Source organism: Bacillus sp. B19-2 (assembly GCF_022832475.1).
GTDB lineage: Bacteria > Bacillota > Bacilli > Bacillales > Bacillaceae > Bacillus > Bacillus paralicheniformis.
In genome coordinates, this window is the sequence record NZ_JALHKQ010000002.1 from 121,403 (window position 1) to 141,483 (window position 20,081).

Below are 20,081 nucleotides of genomic sequence, written 5' to 3' on the forward strand. Positions count from 1 at the left end.
AAGCGGCCCGAAAAACGCCTTATTTGCTGTAAGGCGTTTTTTCCGTGGGCATCTGACGAAAATGACGGGGAAAAGCTGTGATACAATAAAGAAGGTATGGGTCATAAGTACGACGTTAGGGCTCGATTCTGATCAGGGAGAGTGTAAAATGTACAAACTAATCGCGATAGATATGGATGGAACATTGTTGAATGATCTTCATGAAGTAACAGAGGAAGTACGGAATGCCCTGCATGCTGCAAAAAAGCAAGGCGTCAAAATCGTTCTTTGCACTGGCCGTCCCCTCGGCGGTGTAAGCCGCTATCTGGAAGAACTGAATCTAAATGAAGACGGCGATTATGTCATCGCCTATAACGGAGCGCTCGTTCAAAATACGCACACTCAGGAAGTCGTGTCAGAGCTGACACTCGGCTATGATGATGTGAAATCGTTATATGAGCTCAGCCAACAGCTTGATACGCCGATGCACTTTTTTGATTCTGCTTATTTGTATACGCCAAACCGGGAAATCAGTCCGTATACCGTTTACGAATCATACGTTACCAAAGTGCCGCTCCGGTTCCGGACGATCGAAGAAATCCCGAAGGACCTTCTCGCGCCAAAGGCGATGTACATTGATGAACCGGAAAAGCTGGACCGGACGATCGCCGCAATACCGGAAGACGTCAAGGAACGTTATACAATGGTGAAAAGCTCGCCGTTCTTTTATGAAATTCTTCACCCTGCGGCAAGTAAAGGAAATGCCGTTCAGCAGCTTGCCGACATATTAGGCATCGCACAAGAAGAAGTGATTTGTATTGGAGACAACGGAAACGACATGTCGATGATCGAATGGGCGGGATGCGGAGTCGCCATGGGGAATGCGATCCCTGAGGTAAAAGCTTCGGCCGATTATGAAACGCGTACGAATAACGAAAACGGCGTTGCCCACGCCATTCATGAGCTTGTATTGTCCAAATAAAAAAAAGCCGGCATTTCGAAAGGCCGGCTTTTACCTATTTGCGGCGCCATGCTTCAATCTGCCAGATATGAGTCACCCAGTCTTCATAAAAAGACGGTTCATGGGAAACGAGCAAAATCGTTCCCTTGTAGTCGCAGAGCGCTTGCTTTAACGCACGCTTTGCCGATGTGTCAAGATGGTTGGTCGGTTCATCAAGAACAAGCAGATTGCTGTTTGAAAGCATCAGTTCCGCCAGCCGGACCTTTGCCTGTTCACCGCCGCTGAGCGTAGCAAGGGGCTGGCTGATATGCTTTGGCGTCAAACCGGATATCGCGAGCGTCTGCCTGATGTCTTTTTCCGATAGATCAGGAAAGAACGCCCGCAATTTTTCAAGCGGCGTATCATGAGAAACCGGACTTTCCTGCCTGAAATAGGCCGCCTGTAAATGCTGTCCTGCTGTGACGGTGCCGCTTAGCGGCTTGAGATCACCGAGCAGCGTTTTAATGAGCGTCGATTTTCCGGCGCCGTTTTCTCCGGTAATGGCGATTTTATCGCCCCGTTTTACGGTTAGAGAAAGAGGCTTAAATAATGGAACGGTGTAGCCCGCCTTAAGATTTTCCGTTTTGAGTACGGTCATCGCCGGATTTCGCCCCGTTTTAAATGCAAAGCTGGGGACATAGGAATCTGCCGGTTTTTCGATTCGCTTGATTTTGCTTAATGCTTTCTCCCTGCTTTTGGCCTGCTTCGCCTTTCGGACCCTGTTCCGGTCGATAAACGCCTCTAGCTTTTTAATTTCCCTGTTTTGTTTTGCGTATGCGGCTTCAGCCTGTACCCTGCTTTGCGCATATTCCTTCAGAAAATATTGATAGCTGCCGGAGTACCGTTTGATCGTTTGATGCTCAAGATGGAAGGTCACCGTCGTGATCTCATTTAAGAAGCGTTCGTCATGTGAGATCACGAGAAAGGCGTGCTTATAGTTTTTCAAATACCCCGTCAGCCACTCAATATGTGCCGCATCCAAATAGTTGGTCGGCTCATCCAACAGCAGCACATCAGGTTCTTCAAGCAGCAGTTTGGCCAGCAGGAGCTTCGTACGCTGCCCGCCGCTTAAAGCCGCGACATCCTGATCAAGCCCGATTTCCGTCAAGCCGAGGCCTTGAGCGGCATCCTCAATTTTCGTTCCGATTTGGTAAAATCCTGAATTCTCCAGTTCGGATTGGAGCTCTCCGTATCTTTTCAACACGGCCTCCAGATTGTCTCCGGCGTCGGCCATTTTTTCGGCAAGCCCATTCAGTTGCTTTTCGATTTCAAACAGCCGGTCGTACGCTTGCTCCATGTACTGAAGGATGGTCGTGCCTTCCGTCAGCTTGGCATGCTGTTCAAGAAAGCTGGCCCGAATGTTTGGCTGCCATTCAATGTTTCCGTGATCGGGCAGAAGGCCGCCTGTCAAGATCCGCAGCAATGTCGACTTTCCGGCTCCGTTTGCACCGACAAGGCCGGCGTGTTCCCCTTTCAGCAGGCGGAACCCGGCGTCTTGAAAGATGATGCGGTCTCCGTATATATGGGTCAGATTCGTGACATGAACAATACTCATGGTGATTCTCTCCTTCAGGCTTATTTTTTGAAAAAACAAGCCATCTAAAGAGAACAGCGTGAAGCCTCGCTATCCTGTCCGGCAAAAAAAACGGGTAAGGCAAACTACACCTTACCCGCTACATATTTAAAATACATCAAGAAAGGATGTCAAATCATATCAAACTGTTCCCGAGATGGCTTGTCTAAAAAAGGGCAGACTTCTCCCGTCTTTAAGCCAATTCTCTTTTAAGAACAGTTGATAAGATTTTCATTCCTTTCCACCTCATTTTGGTCAAATTTACCTTCACAACACATTATATGAAGCGGAGTGCCGGTTGTCAAACCGCTGCCATATGAATTGACATCGTGCAGGCAGTGTGTTATTTAATTTGTGAACAGAATCGTACGATAGATGTATATCATATGAGCAAAAGAGGAGAGGGACAGATGGCTAAAAAAGAATTCAAAGCAGAATCCAAAAGATTGCTGGACATCATGATCAACTCGATTTATTCCCAAAAGGAAGTCTTTTTAAGGGAGCTGATATCCAATGCGAGCGATGCCATCGATAAAATCTACTACAAAGCGCTGACAGACGAATCACTGACGTTTAACAAGGATGATTACTACATAAAAATCTCCGCAGATAAAGAAAACAGAACGCTGACGATTGCGGACACCGGGATCGGCATGACGAAAGAAGAGCTTGAAGAACATCTTGGAACAATTGCCAAGAGCGGCTCGCTTGCGTTTAAACAAGAAAACGAATTAAAAGACGGGCACGATATTATCGGCCAGTTCGGCGTCGGTTTCTACGCCGCTTTTATGGTTGCGGACACCGTCACCGTCATGACAAAAGCCCATGGCAGCGATGAAGCGTATCAATGGGAATCAGCGGGGGCCGACGGCTATACGATCGAACCGGCTGCGAAAGAATCTGCGGGAACCGATGTCATTTTGAAGCTGAAAGAGAATACAGACGATGAAAACTATGATGAATACTTGGATGTCCATCGCTTAAAAGCGATCATCAAAACATATTCTGATTTCATCCGCTATCCGATCAAGATGGATGTCACGGTCAACAAGCCGAAAGAAGACGCTGACAATGAATTTGAAGAAGTTCAGGAAGAACAGACAGTCAACAGCATGGTGCCGATTTGGCGAAAAAACAAAAGCGAACTGAAAGATGAAGATTACGAGGCATTTTATAAGGAAAAGCGTTACGGTTTTGACAAGCCGCTCGCTCACGTCCATACAAGCGTGGACGGCGCGGTGAGATACCATGCGATTTTATTCATTCCTGAAAACATTCCGTTCAACTACTACACGAAGGAATTTGAGAAGGGTCTTGAACTGTATTCGAACGGTGTGCTGATCATGGAAAAGTGTCCGGACCTGCTGCCTGACCACTTCAGTTTTGTCAAAGGAATGGTCGATTCAGAAGATTTATCGCTCAACATTTCGAGGGAGATGCTCCAGCATGACAGGCAGCTGAAGCTGATTGCCAAAAACATCAGCAAAAAAATCAAGAATGAGCTGAAAAGCTTGTTGAAAAATGATCGAGAAAAATACGAGTCTTTTTATCAATCGTTTGGCAGACAGCTTAAATTCGGGGTATACAATGATTTTGGGACTCATAAAGATATGCTGAAAGATCTGCTGCTTTTCTATTCATCAAAAGAGAAAAAGCTGGTCACCCTTGATGAATATGTATCCAGAATGCCTGAAGATCAAACATACATTTACTATGCGTCAGGCGACTCGTATGACCGAATTGAAAAGCTTCCTCAAACCGAGCTGGTTTCGGAAAAAGGATATGAAATCCTTTATTTCACCGAGGATATCGATGAGTTCGCCATCAAAATGCTGGCGAGTTATCAAGAAAAAGAATTCAAGTCGGTATCCAGCGGCGACCTCGGAATCGAAAACGATGACGAGCAAAACCAAGCAGACGGGGCCGACAGCCAATACAAAGACCTCTTTGAAGAGATGAAAAAGACTCTTGATGGAAAAGTGAAAAGCGTAAGGGCGTCAAAACGGCTGAAGACACACTCTGTATGTCTTGCCGCTGACGGAGAAGTCACCATCGAGATGGAGAAAATCTTAAACGCAATGCCTGACAATCAGCACGTAAAGGCTGATAAAGCATTGGAAATCAATACAAACCACGAAGTCTTCAAAACACTGCAGGATGCTTTTGAAAACGACAAAGATAAATTCAAGCTGTACACCGGCATCCTGTACAACCAGGCGCTGCTGATAGAAGGCTTGCCAATCGAAGACCCCGTCGAATTTACGAACGATATATGCAAAGTGATGGCATAAAAATAAAAAAGATACATCTCAGCTTCATGTGAGATGTATCTTTTTTTGATGTTAATGCTTCACAACTTCCTGTCCCCGCACATTCCATGTCATCGCAAAGATGAGTGCTGCGATTGCACATGAAGCCGTTAAGAGCATAAAACCCGCATTCCAGCCGGATGCATCGACGATAACACCCATCAGCGCATTCGCCGTCAAGGTTCCGCCCAGGTATCCGAACAGACCCGTCAATCCTGCAGCCGTGCCTGCCGCTTTTTTCGGAACAAAGTCAAGCGCCTGAAGACCGATCAGCATGACTGGACCGTAAATGAGGAATCCGATCGCGATCAATGACGCCATGTCGATCATCGGATTGCCGGCTGGATTGAACCAGTACACAAGCACCGCGATCAAAACACCTACCATAAAGACAAAGCCTGCCGGTCCGCGGCGCCCTTTAAACCATTTGTCAGAGATCCAGCCGCAAAGCAATGTCCCCGGAATCCCCGCCCATTCATACAGAAAATAAGCGACACTTGATTTGCTCATATCAAAGCCTTTTTCTTCGCTTAAATAGGTTGGCGCCCAATCCAGAACGCCGTAGCGGACGAAGTACACAAAAATGTTGGCAAGTGCGATCGCCCACACCCATTTATTGTTTAATACATATTTGAAGAGGATTTCTTTCGTTGATAATTCCGTTTCAAATGCTTTCTTCGATTTGCTTGAATAATCGTTGCGGTATTCCTCGATTGGAGGCAGTCCGACAGACTGCGGCGTATCCCGGATCAGCCAGTAAGAAATGACAGCAACGGCGATGGCGACCAAGGCGGGCAAAATAAATACGCCTTCATAGCCTGTAGCAGATCCCGTAATGCCTGAGAAGATGGCGACGCCGGCAACGGCAATCGGCGCCATCAGTCCCCCGCCGACATTGTGGGCGACATTCCAAATGGCTGTTTTATTTCCCCTTTCGCTGACGCTGAACCAGTGGACAAGGACGCGCCCTGACGGCGGCCATCCCATGCCTTGGAACCAGCCGTTTAAGAACAGCATGATAAACATAATGGCGATCGATGAGGTGAAGAAAGGAACAAACCCCATCAATAAGCTGATGACAGCGGAAAGGATCAAACCGGCGGGCAGGAACATCCGCGGATTGCTCCGGTCTGATATCGTGGCCATCACGAACTTGCTCAGCCCGTAAGAGATGGATAGAGCGGATAAGGCAAAGCCGAGCGCCGACTTTGAAAATCCCTCTTCGATCAAATAAGGCATGGCAAGCGAGAAATTTTTGCGAATTAAATAGTATGCCGCATAACCGATGAAGATGCCGAGAAAAACTTGCAGTCTGAATTTCTTATATTCCGAATCAATTTGATCGTCCGGCATCCGCTCAATCGGCGGTGCTGGCTTAAACAGTTTTAACATGGTATACCCCTTCTTTATTCATTTACTTCTTTTCACGCAATACATCGCGCAGCCGGTCCGGAAAGTTGGTGAACATTCCGGTCGCTCCCCAATCGAGGAGCCGCTTCATGTCTTCTTTTTCATTCACGGTATAAGGATGGACCAGCATGCCGGTGCTTCGAATTTTTTGCACGTATGCCCGGTCAATGCGGTCAAAGTTCATGCCGAGTCCGACGCTGTAAGATTGATATTGTTTTAATTCGGCGTCAGTAATGGCAGCCGGTTTGTCGTACCATAATAATTGCACAAGCGGAATGTTTGGATTAGCGTTATGAATGATTTGTAAGCTTTCAGGACTAAAAGATTGAATGATGACTTTGCTTGAATGAATGTTTGCCCCGGCCAGTTTATATTGCTTCAGAATGTCCAGGAGCTTTTCTTCCATATGATCATAGTCTTCCGGTGATTTTGTTTCGATATAGTAGCGCGCGCTTCTCCCGAATGTTTGGATGATTTCTTCAAGGGTAGGCACTTTCAGCCCAACGTACTCCGGTTTTGCCCGCTCAGGATATGCTTCGTTAAACCAGGAGCCTGCATCAAGCTGTTTGATTTCTTTCAGCGTATAGTCTTTGACAAAACCCGTACCATTGGTCGTGCGATCCAATGTCTCATCGTGCATGGCGACCAAATGTCCGTCTTTTGTCATTTGAAGATCGATTTCTATGTAATCGCCTTTCATTTTTTGCCCAAGCTTATAAGCCAAAAGCGTATGTTCGGGAGCATGACCCGATGCGCCGCGGTGCGCGACATTTAATAGCTGACTCGGATTGAGCTGCGGCTGGGAATGGCTTGCCGCCTCAGCATGCTCGCTGAGTCCAAAACCGGCGGCAGCGATTGCAGCCGTTATAAAGAAGATGCTGCGGACAAGTTTTTTCATCAAATGATTTCCCCTTTCAAGTCGTTATGCTGAATGTTGGTGCCGGTTCATTCATACCGGTTTTTTTCGCCTCCTTATGTGACGAATAAAAAGAGAGATCCACAAAAAAACCCCTGGCACAAGAGGGTCTTATTGTGAATCTCCCATTCTCCGTCACTTGTATTAACTTCTTTCCTATCATACCAAAATTGGAAGCGCTGTCAATAGGATTTCAAAAATAAAGAAACCTATCTTTTAAGATAGGTTTCCTGATCATTTAGCGGGCGAACAGCCGATCGATGAAATCAATGTCCTCTTGAGACAGATTGACTTCTGCCGTTTTGAGGTTGTCGATCAGCTGATCAGCGCGTTTGGCGCCCGGAATCAATACATCGATTTCAGGTCGTGCCAAGTACCAGGCCAACACGATATGGGCGATGTCAACATTGTGTTTTTCCGCGATCGACGCAAGCTGGTTCACTTTTCTAATGTTTTCTTTGAAGCGTTCGCCTTGGAAGTTTTCCATGTCTCTTCTCAGGTCGCCTTCCGGGAACGTTGTATCTTCGCTGTATTTTCCGGCGAGCAATCCGGAGACGAGCGGGAAGTAAGGAACAAATGAGATGTTATGCTCTTGTGTATACGGGAAGAATGTCGTCTCAGCTTCCCTGTTTAGCAGGTTGTATTCGCCTTGGAGCACATCCACCAATCCGTCTTTGTTCGCTTCTTTCAGCTGCTCAAGTGAAAAGTTGGATACCCCGATCGCTCTGATTTTGCCTTCCTGCTTCAGTTCATGGAGCGCTTGAACCGCTTCGTCTTTCGGCGTGTTCTCATCAGGGAAATGGATATAGAAAAGGTCGATGTAGTCAGTTTGCAGACGCTTCAGGCTTTCTTCAACGGACTTTTTCAAAAATGCAGGGGAGTTGTCAAAGACAAAATCGTCGCCTTCTTTCTTATGAGCGGCTTTTGTCGCAATCACGACATCCTCGCGGTTGAATTCTTTGAGGACTTCGCCGATTAATTCTTCGGAACGGCCGATGCCGTATATGTAGGCGGTATCTAAAAATGTGACGCCGTTTCTGATCGCTTCCCGGACCAATTCTTTTCCCGTTTCTTCATTGAGATTCGGATAAAGGTTATGTCCTCCGACGGCATTGGTTCCCAAACCAATCGGGAATACGTGCAAGTCTGATTTGCCAACTTTAACTTTTTTCATTGAATTCCCCTCCTGAAATGATGTGTTGATAAATAAGCTTGGCCGGCCGCTTGGAAACAGCCGGTCAAGGGTGTCCACTTCAACTATACATGTTTTGCCAAATGGATTTCAATGTTGCGGTCTTTACAGTACTCGTGATATTCCTCATCAAGCGCCTGAGATGTGACGATCGCGTGCAATCTGTCAAACGGTGCGTACGTCAGCAAGGTCGACTTCCCGAATTTGGAATGGTCGGCCAGCAAGTATACTTGTTTTGCTTTTTCGGATATTTTCTTTTTAATTTCATATTCAAGCAGATCGGAGTTCGTCAGTCCATGGGTAAGTGTTGCTCCTGTTGCCGACATGAAAGCTTTATTAATATTATATTTATCCAATGTTCCCGGATCATCCATGCCGACGAAAGACTGCGTTTTCCGTTTGTAGTTGCTGCCGATGATGATCAAGTTTATATTTTGCATCGCTGCAGCAGCGTTGATAATGTCGAGACTGTTCGTTAAAACGGTTACATTTTTATTTGGATCAAGAGTTTCCAATATGGATTGAGTCGTTGTGCCGGAATCGATAAAGATCAGGTCATGGTCTTCAATAAAGCGTGAAGCGTAGTGCGCGATTTTCATCTTGGCATCTTTGTTTTGAATGGTTCTGTTTTCAAATGGGATTAAGGCCGTTTTTTCGATCGCCGTTACGCCGCCGTAGACTTTTTTTATGACTCCTTTCTCGGTCAGCTTGTTAATGTCGCGTCTGACCGTGTTTTTGGAAACATTAAAAACCTGGCAAAGCTCATCAAGCGAAACGGTGCCATTGGTCAAAATATATTCTTCCATTTCTTTGATCCGCATTAACTTCATACCAAGTATCTCCTTCTAGTATATTTGGCTAAATATATATAATAAACCAAAAGTTAACCAATAATTGCTTAAAAAATGATAACATTGGTGATTGTTTTTTGCAAGATTTGTCCTGTTTCTTTTTATTATACAATGTTTTTCTAAATCGTTTTAAGTTTTTCTATAAATCTTACAAAAGAAAAATTTAATGATTTTGATTGACTTATGGGTAAGAGCGGATTAGAATATAACCAAGAAGTGACCAAAACGTGATAAAGTTGAGAAATTTCTGAGTGTAAACGTTTTATTGCGTCGCGGTTCTTTTGATAAAATCATCGTTCTATTCATTCATTTCTTTTGTAAGCGTTTCATTCCTGTTTTTTGCGAAAATCCGTTATGCACTGAAGAGCCGTTCGGCATTCATACATAATGGCTGGAACCTGCCCCATCTGTACCAGGAGATGTTTAATATTCAAGGAGGTTATAAGAATGGCAGAAATCAGAAAGTTAAGAAACTATATTAATGGAGAATGGGTTGAAAGCAAAACCGACAAATATGAAGATGTAATCAATCCTGCGACGAAAGAAGTGCTGTGCCAGGTGCCGATTTCGACGCGCGAGGATATCGAATACGCAGCGCAAACAGCGGCTGAAGCGTTTAAAACATGGTCAAAAGTGGCTGTTCCGCGCCGGGCAAGAATTCTATTTAACTTTCAGCAGCTTTTGACTCAGCATAAAGAGGAGCTCGCCCACCTCATCACGATTGAAAACGGAAAAAACACGAAAGAAGCGTTGGGCGAAGTTGGACGCGGCATTGAGAATGTCGAGTTTGCAGCTGGAGCGCCTTCCCTGATGATGGGAGATTCACTTGCTTCAATTGCAACCGATGTTGAAGCGGCGAACTACCGTTACCCGATCGGAGTCGTCGGCGGAATTGCCCCATTTAACTTCCCGATGATGGTACCGTGCTGGATGTTCCCGATGGCCATTGCGTTAGGAAACACATTTATTCTGAAACCTTCCGAGCGGACGCCGCTTTTGACGGAAAAGCTTGTTGAACTGTTTGAAAAAGCCGGACTTCCTAAAGGGGTCTTCAATGTCGTATACGGTGCGCATGATGTAGTAAACGGCATTCTCGAACACCCGGAAATTAAAGCGATTTCATTCGTCGGTTCAAAACCGGTCGGCGAATATGTCTATAAAAAAGGAAGCGAAAACCTGAAACGCGTTCAATCGCTGACAGGCGCTAAAAACCACACCATCGTTCTGAACGATACCAATCTTGAAGACACGGTAACAAATATTATCGGAGCTGCTTTCGGATCTGCCGGCGAACGCTGCATGGCATGTGCAGTAGTGACGGTTGAAGAAGGAATCGCAGATGAATTCATGGAGAAATTGGTTCAGAAAGCATCTGAAGTCAAAATCGGAAACGGACTTGACGACGGTGTATTCCTCGGACCTGTCATTCGCGAAGACAACAAGAAACGCACACTCGGCTATATACAAAAAGGAGTTGAAGAGGGTGCGGAACTTGTCTGCGACGGACGCGAAAATGTGACAGATGAAGGCTATTTCGTCGGCCCGACAATCTTTGACAATGTCACAACTGATATGACGATCTGGAAAGACGAAATTTTTGCTCCTGTATTGTCAGTCATCCGTGTGAAGAACTTGAAAGAAGCGGTTGACATCGCCAACCAATCCGAATTTGCAAACGGCGCATGTTTGTTCACATCGAATTCGAATGCGATCCGCTATTTCCGTGAAAACATTGATGCGGGAATGCTCGGCATCAACTTGGGCGTACCGGCTCCGATGGCATTCTTCCCGTTCTCCGGATGGAAGTCTTCGTTCTTTGGCACATTGCATGCGAACGGAAAAGACAGCGTCGATTTCTATACGCGCAAAAAGGTCGTCACTGCAAGATATCCGGCGCCTGACTTCAATTAATTGTGAAAAAACCGGGCGGCGCGGTTCCCGCGCTGTTCGGAATCATGTTTCAAGATTGAAAAGGAGGCTTTATCCATGAGTCATTTGTTGCGCAAGCCGCAGGCGAATGAGCTGTCACAAGGCGTGAAGCTTGTACACGAAGTGAAAAAATCGAATTCGGATCTCAGTTATGTGGAGTTTAAAGTCCTTGATCTCGCACCGGGATCCAGCTATGAAGAATCGCTGAGCAAACAAGAATGCTGCATCGTCGCGCTTACCGGAAAGATTACCGTCACCGATCTTGAACAGACATTTGAAAATATCGGCACGAGAGAAAGCGTTTTCGAAAGAAAACCTACCGACAGCGTATATGTGTCAAATGACCGCAAGTTCGGCATTACCGCGGTTACAGAGGCAAGAGTTGCCCTGTGCTATTCCCCTTCTGAAAACCAGCTGCCGACGAAACTGATCAAAGCTGAAGACAACGGTATTGAGAAGCGCGGGAAATTCAGCAATAAACGAACCGTTCATAACATACTTCCGGATTCAGATCCTTCAGCGAACAGCCTTTTAGTCGTCGAAGTCTACACTGAAAGCGGAAACTGGTCCAGCTATCCGCCGCACAAGCATGATCAAGACAACCTGCCTGAAGAGTCCTTTTTAGAAGAAACATACTACCATGAACTTGACCCGCAGCAAGGCTTTGTCTTTCAGCGCGTCTACACCGATGACCGTTCTATCGACGAGACGATGACTGTCGAAAATGGAAACGTTGTCATCGTGCCGGCCGGATACCATCCTGTCGGGGTGCCTGACGGATACACATCCTATTATTTAAACGTGATGGCAGGGCCGACGCGGAAATGGAAGTTTCATAACGATCCTGACCATGAATGGATTTTGGAACGCTAACAATAAGGCAAGGAGAGGCTGTTGAAGATGAAGTATATGTTTAATGAAAAGAAAGAATTTGACATTGTAGCGATCGGCCGCGCATGCATCGATTTAAACGCAGTCGAATACAACAGACCGATGGAGCAGACGATGACATTTTCAAAATATGTCGGCGGCTCCCCGGCTAATATTGCAATCGGCAGTTCCAAATTAGGATTGAAGACCGGCTTTATCGGCAAGATTCCGGATGACCAGCACGGCAGATTCATCGAAACCTATATGAGAAATACGGGTGTCGATACGTCACAAATGGCCGTCGATAAAGACGGACATAAAACGGGGCTTGCTTTCACAGAGATTTTAAGCCCTGAAGAATGCAGTATTTTAATGTACAGGGATGATGTTGCAGATCTTTACCTTGCCCCTTCTGAAGTGAACGAAGACTATATCGCGAAATCAAAGATGCTTCTTGTGTCAGGTACGGCGCTGGCTAAAAGCCCTTCCCGCGAAGCGGTGCTGAAAGCCGTGCAGCTGGCGAAAAAGCATCAAGTGAAAGTGGTCTTTGAGCTTGACTATCGTCCATATACGTGGACATCTGCGGAGGAAACGTCCGTTTACTATACGCTTGTTGCCGAACAATCGGACATTGTCATCGGAACGCGTGATGAGTTTGATGTAATGGAAAATAAGAGCGGCGGCAGCAATGAAGAATCTGTTCAGCATTTGTTTGCACATTCCGCAGATCTTATCGTTATCAAGCACGGTGTCGAAGGTTCATATGCATACAGCAAATCCGGGGACGTCTTCCGGGCGAAAGCATACAAAACGAAGGTCTTGAAAACGTTTGGAGCGGGCGATTCATACGCTTCCGCCTTCCTCTACGGACTCGTTTCAGGCAAAGATATTGAAACGGCGCTGAAATACGGAAGTGCTTCCGCATCCATTGTTGTTTCCAAGCACAGTTCATCTGAAGCGATGCCGACAGTCGCCGAGATTGAAGCGCTTATCGCGGCTCAGGCTTAAATGAAGAATATGAATAAAGGTGGGATCGTTTGTGGGCAAGAAAATACGTTTAACCACAGCACAAGCGTTAATTAAATTCTTAAATCAGCAGTACATCCATGTAGATGGTGAAGAAACACCGTTTGTCGAGGGAATCTTTACGATTTTCGGCCATGGGAACGTCGTTGGCATCGGTCAGGCGCTTGAACAGGATGCGGGTCATTTAAAGGTGTTTCAAGGCAAGAATGAGCAGGGAATGGCGCATGCAGCAATGGCTTACAGCAAGCAAATGCTGAGAAGGAAGATCTATGCCGTGTCGACATCAGTCGGACCGGGAGCAGCTAATCTTGTGGCCGCCGCAGGTACGGCGCTTGCGAACAACATTCCGGTTCTCTTGATTCCAGCTGATACATTTGCAACGAGACAGCCTGACCCTGTTCTTCAGCAAGTAGAACAGGAATACAGTGCGGCGATTACGACGAACGATGCTTTGAAGCCTGTTTCGAGATATTGGGACAGGATTACGCGCCCTGAACAGTTGATGAGCAGTCTGATTCGCGCTTTTGAAGTGATGACAGATCCTGCAAAAGCAGGTCCTGCAACGATTTGCATTTCTCAAGATGTTGAAGGCGAAGCCTATGATTTCGATGAAAGCTTTTTTGAGAAACGCGTTCACTATATTGACCGCAAAGAGCCGAGTGAGCGTGAACTGAAGGGAGCAGCGGAACTGATCAAGTCGAGCAAAAAACCGCTCATCTTGGTCGGCGGCGGAGCGAAATATTCCGGAGCGCGCGATGAATTGATCGCCATGTCTGAAGCTTACAATATTCCGCTGGTGGAAACCCAGGCCGGGAAATCCACAGTTGAAGCTGATTTTGCTAACAACTTGGGCGGAATGGGCATCACAGGTACGCTGGCGGCAAACAAAGCGGCTCGAGAGGCTGACCTGATCATCGGAATCGGCACGCGCTATACCGATTTTGCGACATCATCAAAAACCGCTTTTGACTTTGACAACTCAAAGTTTTTAAACATCAATGTCAACAGAATGCAGGCATATAAACTGGATGCTTTCCAAGTCGTTGCCGATGCAAAAGTAACGCTTGGCAAGCTGCACGGTTTATTGGAAGGCTATAAGAGCGAATTCGGTTCGATCATCAGGGAGCTGAAAGACGAGTGGCTTGCTGAGCGTGACCGTTTGAGCAAGGTAACATTTAAGCGCGAAAACTTCACACCTGAAATTAAAGATCATTTTTCTCAAGACATACTCAACGAATACGCGGATGTGCTGCAAACCGAGCTCCCGCAAACAACGGCATTGCTCGCCATCAATGAAACAGTTGATCCGGACAGCGTCGTCATTTGTTCAGCAGGCTCTTTGCCGGGAGATCTCCAACGGCTGTGGCATTCAAACGTACCGAATACGTACCACCTGGAATACGGCTATTCCTGCATGGGATATGAAGTATCGGGAACGCTCGGCTTGAAATTGGCTCATCCTGATAGAGAAGTTTATTCACTGGTCGGAGACGGAAGCTTCCTGATGCTTCACTCAGAGCTCATCACAGCAATCCAATATCATAAAAAAATCAACGTACTGCTCTTTGACAACTCAGGATTCGGCTGTATCAACAACCTGCAAATGGATCACGGAAGCGGCAGCTACTACTGTGAATTCCGAACAGCAGACAATCAGATTCTCAACGTTGACTACGCGAAAGTTGCCGAAGGCTATGGAGCGAAAACCTACAAAGCGAACACGATTGAAGAATTAAAAGCAGCGCTGGAAGATGCCAAAAAACAAGATGTCTCAACATTGATCGAAATGAAGGTGTTGCCGAAGACGATGACGGACGGCTATGACAGCTGGTGGCATGTAGGTGTTGCAGAGGTTTCCGAACAGGAAAGCGTGCAAAAGGCGTATGAAGCAAAAGAAAAAATGCTGAAATCTGCAAAGCAGTATTAAAGGAGGCACCAGGATGGGCAAGACACAAATTCTATGGGGCATCGCTCCCATAGGATGGCGGAACGATGATATTCCGGAAATCGGCGCGGGAAATACACTTCAGCATTTGTTGAGCGACATTGTTGTTGCAGGCTTTCAAGGCACGGAAGTGGGCGGCTTTTTTCCGGAACCGGCCATTCTCAATAAAGAGCTCGAGCTGAGGAACCTAAGGATTGCCGGCAAGTGGTTCAGCAGCTATATCATTCGGGACGGCATTGAAGAAGCAGCCAAGGAATTTGCGGCTCACTGCCAGTACTTGAAAGACGTCCATGCCGATGTTGCGGTCGTATCAGAACAGACGTACAGCGTGCAGGGCTTGGATAAAAACGTGTTTAAAGAAAAGCCTTATTTCACCGATGAAGAATGGCAGCGGCTATTTGCAGGTTTAAATCACCTCGGGGAAATCGCCGGCCGGTACGGCCTGAAGCTTGTCTACCATCATCACCTCGGCACAGGTGTGCAGACAGAGGAAGAGGTGGACCGGCTCATGGCCGGAACTGACCCGGCACTCGTGCACCTTCTGTATGATACTGGGCATGCCTACATTTCAGATGGAAATTATATGAACATTTTAGAGAAGCATATGGACCGGATTGGGCACGTTCATTTTAAAGACGCGCGCCTCAAGATCATGGAGAAATGCAAGCAGGAAGGAAAATCGTTTCAACAGGCGTTTTTGCAAGGGATGTTCACAGTTCCAGGCGACGGCTGCATCGATTTTAGAGAAGTCTATCAAACGCTTCTAAAGCACGGCTATTCCGGCTGGATCGTTGTGGAAGCCGAGCAGGATCCCGATGTTGCCAACCCGCTTGAATACGCATTGATCGCCAGAAAGTACATCGATCGTCACTTGTTGAATGTCCCAGCAACCAATTAGGGGGGCTCTAAATTGAGCAATGGAAGTGCAGCAGTCTCACCATTCAATAAACGAACCGTCGCAGCAGCTTTGGCAAATTACATTGATGCAGGCTCCATTGTCGCAGGATCGGCAGGATTATCTTTATGGGTCAGTTACCTGAAGCTTTCTGATACACAGATCGGACTGCTCGGCGCGTTTAGCGCCAACGCCATCTCAGCGGCAATCGGAGCGCTGCTCGGAGGCTTTTTGGCCGATAAAATTGGCCGAAAGGCTGTCTATACGAACAGTATGCTGGTTTATGCACTGGGGATTTGTTTAGTATTGTTCGGCACCAGCTTCCCCTTTTTGTTAAGCGGTTACATGATTATCGGTTTATCGGTAGGAGCTGATATCACAGCTTCCTGGACGATCATCGCGGAGAACGCACCTAAGAAAAACAGGGCCCGTCATTGCGGTGTTGCACAGGTCGCATGGGCTGCGGGAGCGGTTGTGGTCCTGCTGCTGTCGGTCCTGCTCGGTGATTTAGGCTTATTGGGCAATAAAATCGTGTTTGGGCATTTGCTCGTTATCGCATTGATCACCTATGTTCTGCGGAAAAGACTGCCGGAATCCGATGCCTGGCAGGATCAATCCGAATCGGCTCAAGCCGTCAGAAAGCCGAAGACGTCTTATCTCGATTTGCTTCAGCCTAAGTATTTGAAAAGCATTTTATTTTTAATGGGCGTGTACTTAATTTGGAATCTGGCCGCAGGTGTCATGGGGTTTTTCATGCCTTACATTTATCAGCAGGTCGGCGGTGTGTCAGCGACCATGGCAAACATTTTGCAGATGGGGCTGTTTATTTTCACCGGGCTTGGCGTCGCTTTTATCTTCATGCCGTTTGCAGACAAATACAGGAAGACAGTGTTTGGGATCTCCGCATTTGCAGCGGTGATCGGCTGGTCATTGTTTCTGCTTCCGGCAGAAGGCATGCCGATCCTCATCCTCTTTATCGTGATGATCGGCATGAATAATGGGGCCGGGCAACAGGCCAACTATCAGTTATGGGCGAGTGAAATTTTCCCGACGGAATATCGCGCGTCTGCACAAGGATTGATGTTCTTCCTCGTTCGTATTTCAATCGGAGCCTGGAGCCTTTTCGTTCCAATGATCATCTCGAATTTTGGAATTGCATTTATGGCTGCGATTCTCCTTGGATGTGTAACGGCCAGCATGATCATCGGGCTCGTTTTTGCACCGAATACATCCGGTAAGTCGCTTGAAGAAATTCAGGAAGAGCTGTACGGGACTCCTCCGGCTCAAGCTGGGCAAGTGCAAACAAGAAAAATTATGTAACTATTTTTGAAGGAGTGGCTATCAATGAAATTACGCATTGGTGTTATTGGTACAGGAGCAATCGGAAAAGAGCACATCAACCGCATCACGAATAAATTGGCCGGCGGCGAAATTGTCGCGGTCACCGATGTAAACCAGGAGGCAGCTCAGCAAGTTGTAACAGACTACAGCCTGAACGCCAAGGTCTATCCGGATGACGACAGTCTCATCGCAGCCGAAAATGTAGACGCAGTCTTAGTCACAAGCTGGGGACCGGCACATGAATCAAGCGTTTTGAAAGCGATTAAAGCGAACAAATTCGTATTTTGCGAAAAGCCTCTGGCGACGACTGCGGAAGGATGCATGCGGATCGTCAATGAAGAAATCAAAGCGGGCAAACGTCTCGTTCAAGTCGGCTTTATGCGCCGTTATGACAGCGGTTACGTACAGCTGAAAGAAGCGATCGACAACCGGGTCATCGGCGAGCCTCTCATGATCCATTGTGCGCACCGCAACCCGGTTGTAGGCGACAACTATACGACAGATATGGCTGTTGTCGATACGCTTGTCCATGAAATAGACGCCCTGCACTGGCTGATCAATGACGACTACGAATCCGTTCAGGTCATTTATCCGAAAAAATCGAAAAACGCGCTTCCTCATTTGCGTGATCCGCAAATCGTCATCATCGAAACGAAAGGTGGAGTCGTGATCAATGCGGAAATCTATGTCAACTGCAAATACGGCTACGATATCCAGTGTGAAATCGTCGGCGAAGACGGAATCGTGAAGCTGCCTGAACCATCAAGCATCTCTCTCAGAAAAGCCGGCAAATTCTCGACGGATATCCTTATGGATTGGCAGCGCCGCTTTGTAGCCGCTTACGATGTAGAAATCCAAGATTTCATTGACTCGATCCAACAGAAAGGCGAGGTCAGCGGGCCGACTGCATGGGACGGCTATATCGCCGCCGTGACGACGGACGCCTGTGTGAAAGCTCAGGAATCCGGACAGAAAGAACCTGTGGCGCTTCAAGAGAAACCGGAATTCTATCAAACGTTTACGACTGTTCAAAAATAAAAACTTTCCGAGGAGTGATAAGTATGAAATTAGCATTGGATCCATCGATGTATCGCGATGATTTAACTTTGGAGGAAACGGTCTATAAAACGGCGGAGCTTGGCTACGAATATATCGAACTATCGCCGCGCGAAGATTTTTGTCCATTCTATAAATATCCGAAAGTCGATTCAGCTAAAATCAAACAATTAAAGCGGCTTTTAAGAGATACCGGTGTTAAGCTTTCATCGCTCCTTCCGCTTTACCACTGGGCCGGTCCTGATGAAGATCGCCGTCAGGCAGCTGTGCGCAATTGGAAAAGGGCAATCGAAATTGCGGTTGAGCTAGAAGTCGATTTGATGAACAGCGAATTCAGCGGTTCAAAATACGATCCTTTAACAAGTGAAGAAAAATTTATCAAATCCATGGATGAGCTTTTGCCAGTCTTTGAAAAAGAAGGCATTAAACTCAATCTTCAAGCCCATCCATACGATTTTATCGAAACACACAAAGGTGCGATGGATATGATCCGAGCGCTTGACAAGGACTGGATCAATCTTGTCTACTCGACTGCGCACACGTTCTTCTATGACGACGGAAAAGGCGACATCGAGACCATGTTTGACGAAGCCGGCGACCGCCTCACACATGTTTTATTCGCAGATACTTATAATCATAAAGCGGCTCATGGCCTTCGCTACATCGTCAATCCGCCTGACGCGAAAGTAACGGTTCACCAGCATTTGGACATTGGCCAAGGCGAGGTCGATTTTGATACGATTTTCAGAAAGTTGAGAGAAATGAAGTTCGACGGAATTGCGACGAACGCCGTGTTTGCCTGGGTTGACGAAAGAGCGGATGAATCAAGCAGATTCATGCTTGAAAAGCTGAAACAGGAATTACTAGGATAAGCCCCTGAGTTCGGCGCCCTGCCGAACTCGCTCTTCACAAGGATATTTAGATAAGGAGAATCTAATATGAAGCTATGCTTTAATGAAGCAACGACGTTGGAAAATTCAAACCTAGCAAAAGACCTCGAATACTGTGAGAAGCACGGATACGACTATATCGAAATCCGGACGATGGATAAGCTGCCTGAGTATGTAAAAGAACATTCTCTCTCAGAGTTAGCCGAGTATTTTCAAACGCATCATATTAAGCCGCTGGCCTTGAATGCCCTTGTTTTTTTCAACAACCGCGATGAAAAAGGCCATCGTGAAATCATCGAAGAATTTAAAGGCATGATGGAAACATGCAAAACGCTTGGTGTGAAATATGTGGTCGCGGTACCGCTTGTCACCGAACAAAAAATCTTAAAAGAAGATATTAAAGCAAGCTCCGTCGAAGTGCTGACAGAGCTGTCAGGCATCGCGGAGCCGTACGGTGTAAAGATCGCTGTCGAGTTTGTCGGTCATCCGGAGTGCACAGTCAATACGTTCAGCCAGGCCTATGACATCGTCATGACCGTGAACCGCGATAATGTCGGCCTTGTTTTTGACAGCTTCCACTTCCATGCAATGGGTTCGGATATTGAGGATTTGAAAAAGGCGGACGGCAAGAAGATTTTCATCTATCATATCGATGATACGGAAGACTTTCCAATCGGCTTTTTAAGAGATGAAGACCGTGTTTGGCCGGGACAGGGGGCCATCGACTTGGATGCCCACTTATCAACTTTGAAAGACATCGGTTTTTCGGATGTCGTATCAGTTGAATTGTTCAGACCTGAATACTATAAGCTGAGCGCGGAAGAAACGATTCGAACGGCCAAAGAAACAACAGTTGAAGTTGTTTCAAAATACTTCAAGATTTAATACGGGATAGGAGG

The 20,081-nt window shown here is 46.7% G+C and carries 16 protein-coding genes; 11 read left to right on the plus strand and 5 right to left on the minus strand.

Annotated elements, in window-relative coordinates; all coding sequences use genetic code 11:
- Positions 1-148 precede the first annotated feature (148 nt).
- Positions 149-961, plus strand: a complete 813-nt coding sequence (gene yidA / locus MST20_RS07895) for a sugar-phosphatase (protein WP_243941349.1) — start codon at positions 149-151, stop codon at positions 959-961.
- Between the two features lie 34 nt (positions 962-995).
- On the opposite strand, the gene MST20_RS07900 is transcribed toward yidA, so the two are convergent.
- On the minus strand, positions 996-2,534 hold the full coding sequence (locus MST20_RS07900; RefSeq protein WP_243941351.1) for an ABC-F family ATP-binding cassette domain-containing protein: 1,539 nt from the start codon (positions 2,532-2,534) through the stop codon (positions 996-998).
- Between the two features lie 428 nt (positions 2,535-2,962).
- On the opposite strand from MST20_RS07900, the gene htpG reads away from it, so the two are divergent.
- Positions 2,963-4,843, plus strand: a complete 1,881-nt coding sequence (gene htpG / locus MST20_RS07905; protein WP_243941353.1) for a molecular chaperone HtpG — start codon at positions 2,963-2,965, stop codon at positions 4,841-4,843.
- A gap of 51 nt (positions 4,844-4,894) precedes the next feature.
- On the opposite strand, the gene glpT is transcribed toward htpG, so the two are convergent.
- The 4 genes from glpT to MST20_RS07925 all read right to left on the minus strand — a co-directional run bounded on the left by glpT (position 4,895) and on the right by MST20_RS07925 (position 9,209).
- Entirely contained in the window at positions 4,895-6,253 is a 1,359-nt protein-coding gene (gene glpT, locus MST20_RS07910) for a glycerol-3-phosphate transporter (protein ID WP_243941355.1), read from the minus strand.
- 22 nt (positions 6,254-6,275) lie between these two features.
- Positions 6,276-7,169, minus strand: a complete 894-nt coding sequence (locus MST20_RS07915) for a glycerophosphodiester phosphodiesterase (RefSeq protein WP_243941357.1) — start codon at positions 7,167-7,169, stop codon at positions 6,276-6,278.
- A gap of 256 nt (positions 7,170-7,425) precedes the next feature.
- The gene (locus tag MST20_RS07920) at positions 7,426-8,361 is read right to left on the minus strand and encodes an aldo/keto reductase (protein ID WP_243941359.1); all 936 of its coding nucleotides are present in this window, start codon (positions 8,359-8,361) and stop codon (positions 7,426-7,428) included.
- An 83-nt stretch (positions 8,362-8,444) separates the two neighbouring features.
- Positions 8,445-9,209, minus strand: a complete 765-nt coding sequence (locus MST20_RS07925; RefSeq protein WP_243941361.1) for a DeoR/GlpR family DNA-binding transcription regulator — start codon at positions 9,207-9,209, stop codon at positions 8,445-8,447.
- Between the two features lie 468 nt (positions 9,210-9,677).
- Here MST20_RS07925 and iolA point away from each other — a divergent pair, with 468 nt between their 5' ends.
- From iolA to iolI, 9 genes are all read left to right on the plus strand, one after another.
- On the plus strand, positions 9,678-11,141 hold the full coding sequence (gene iolA, locus MST20_RS07930) for a methylmalonate-semialdehyde dehydrogenase (protein WP_243941363.1): 1,464 nt from the start codon (positions 9,678-9,680) through the stop codon (positions 11,139-11,141).
- 75 nt (positions 11,142-11,216) lie between these two features.
- On the plus strand, positions 11,217-12,032 hold the full coding sequence (gene iolB, locus MST20_RS07935) for a 5-deoxy-glucuronate isomerase (RefSeq protein WP_243941365.1): 816 nt from the start codon (positions 11,217-11,219) through the stop codon (positions 12,030-12,032).
- A 27-nt stretch (positions 12,033-12,059) separates the two neighbouring features.
- On the plus strand, positions 12,060-13,037 hold the full coding sequence (gene iolC / locus MST20_RS07940) for a 5-dehydro-2-deoxygluconokinase (RefSeq protein WP_243942519.1): 978 nt from the start codon (positions 12,060-12,062) through the stop codon (positions 13,035-13,037).
- Between the two features lie 31 nt (positions 13,038-13,068).
- The gene (gene iolD, locus MST20_RS07945) at positions 13,069-14,982 is read left to right on the plus strand and encodes a 3D-(3,5/4)-trihydroxycyclohexane-1,2-dione acylhydrolase (decyclizing) (protein WP_243941367.1); all 1,914 of its coding nucleotides are present in this window, start codon (positions 13,069-13,071) and stop codon (positions 14,980-14,982) included.
- Between the two features lie 13 nt (positions 14,983-14,995).
- Positions 14,996-15,898: a myo-inosose-2 dehydratase gene (gene iolE, locus MST20_RS07950; RefSeq protein WP_075751726.1), complete on the plus strand. Its 903-nt coding sequence runs from the start codon at positions 14,996-14,998 to the stop codon at positions 15,896-15,898.
- A gap of 12 nt (positions 15,899-15,910) precedes the next feature.
- Entirely contained in the window at positions 15,911-17,215 is a 1,305-nt protein-coding gene (locus MST20_RS07955) for an MFS transporter (protein WP_243941369.1), read from the plus strand.
- A gap of 24 nt (positions 17,216-17,239) precedes the next feature.
- Complete coding sequence (gene iolG, locus MST20_RS07960; RefSeq protein WP_243941370.1) at positions 17,240-18,274, plus strand: bifunctional inositol 2-dehydrogenase/D-chiro-inositol 1-dehydrogenase; 1,035 nt, start codon at positions 17,240-17,242, stop codon at positions 18,272-18,274.
- 23 nt (positions 18,275-18,297) lie between these two features.
- Positions 18,298-19,164: a sugar phosphate isomerase/epimerase family protein gene (locus MST20_RS07965; RefSeq protein WP_026589371.1), complete on the plus strand. Its 867-nt coding sequence runs from the start codon at positions 18,298-18,300 to the stop codon at positions 19,162-19,164.
- A 66-nt stretch (positions 19,165-19,230) separates the two neighbouring features.
- On the plus strand, positions 19,231-20,067 hold the full coding sequence (gene iolI / locus MST20_RS07970; RefSeq protein ID WP_243941372.1) for a 2-keto-myo-inositol isomerase: 837 nt from the start codon (positions 19,231-19,233) through the stop codon (positions 20,065-20,067).
- Positions 20,068-20,081 lie beyond the last annotated feature (14 nt).

What these genes read in the sequence shown, in the direction of transcription:
- MST20_RS07915 (WP_243941357.1), bottom strand. Translation starts at nt 7,169, where the DNA reads ATGAAAAAACTTGTCCGCAGCATCTTCTTTATAACGGCTGCAATCGCT.
- MST20_RS07920 (WP_243941359.1), bottom strand. Translation starts at nt 8,361, where the DNA reads ATGAAAAAAGTTAAAGTTGGCAAATCAGACTTGCACGTATTCCCGATT.
- iolG (WP_243941370.1), top strand. Translation starts at nt 17,240, where the DNA reads ATGAAATTACGCATTGGTGTTATTGGTACAGGAGCAATCGGAAAAGAG.
- htpG (WP_243941353.1), top strand. Translation starts at nt 2,963, where the DNA reads ATGGCTAAAAAAGAATTCAAAGCAGAATCCAAAAGATTGCTGGACATC.
- MST20_RS07900 (WP_243941351.1), bottom strand. Translation starts at nt 2,534, where the DNA reads ATGAGTATTGTTCATGTCACGAATCTGACCCATATATACGGAGACCGC.
- iolI (WP_243941372.1), top strand. Translation starts at nt 19,231, where the DNA reads ATGAAGCTATGCTTTAATGAAGCAACGACGTTGGAAAATTCAAACCTA.
- glpT (WP_243941355.1), bottom strand. Translation starts at nt 6,253, where the DNA reads ATGTTAAAACTGTTTAAGCCAGCACCGCCGATTGAGCGGATGCCGGAC.
- iolE (WP_075751726.1), top strand. Translation starts at nt 14,996, where the DNA reads ATGGGCAAGACACAAATTCTATGGGGCATCGCTCCCATAGGATGGCGG.
- iolC (WP_243942519.1), top strand. Translation starts at nt 12,060, where the DNA reads ATGAAGTATATGTTTAATGAAAAGAAAGAATTTGACATTGTAGCGATC.
- MST20_RS07965 (WP_026589371.1), top strand. Translation starts at nt 18,298, where the DNA reads ATGAAATTAGCATTGGATCCATCGATGTATCGCGATGATTTAACTTTG.
- yidA (WP_243941349.1), top strand. Translation starts at nt 149, where the DNA reads ATGTACAAACTAATCGCGATAGATATGGATGGAACATTGTTGAATGAT.
- MST20_RS07925 (WP_243941361.1), bottom strand. Translation starts at nt 9,209, where the DNA reads ATGAAGTTAATGCGGATCAAAGAAATGGAAGAATATATTTTGACCAAT.
- iolB (WP_243941365.1), top strand. Translation starts at nt 11,217, where the DNA reads ATGAGTCATTTGTTGCGCAAGCCGCAGGCGAATGAGCTGTCACAAGGC.
- iolA (WP_243941363.1), top strand. Translation starts at nt 9,678, where the DNA reads ATGGCAGAAATCAGAAAGTTAAGAAACTATATTAATGGAGAATGGGTT.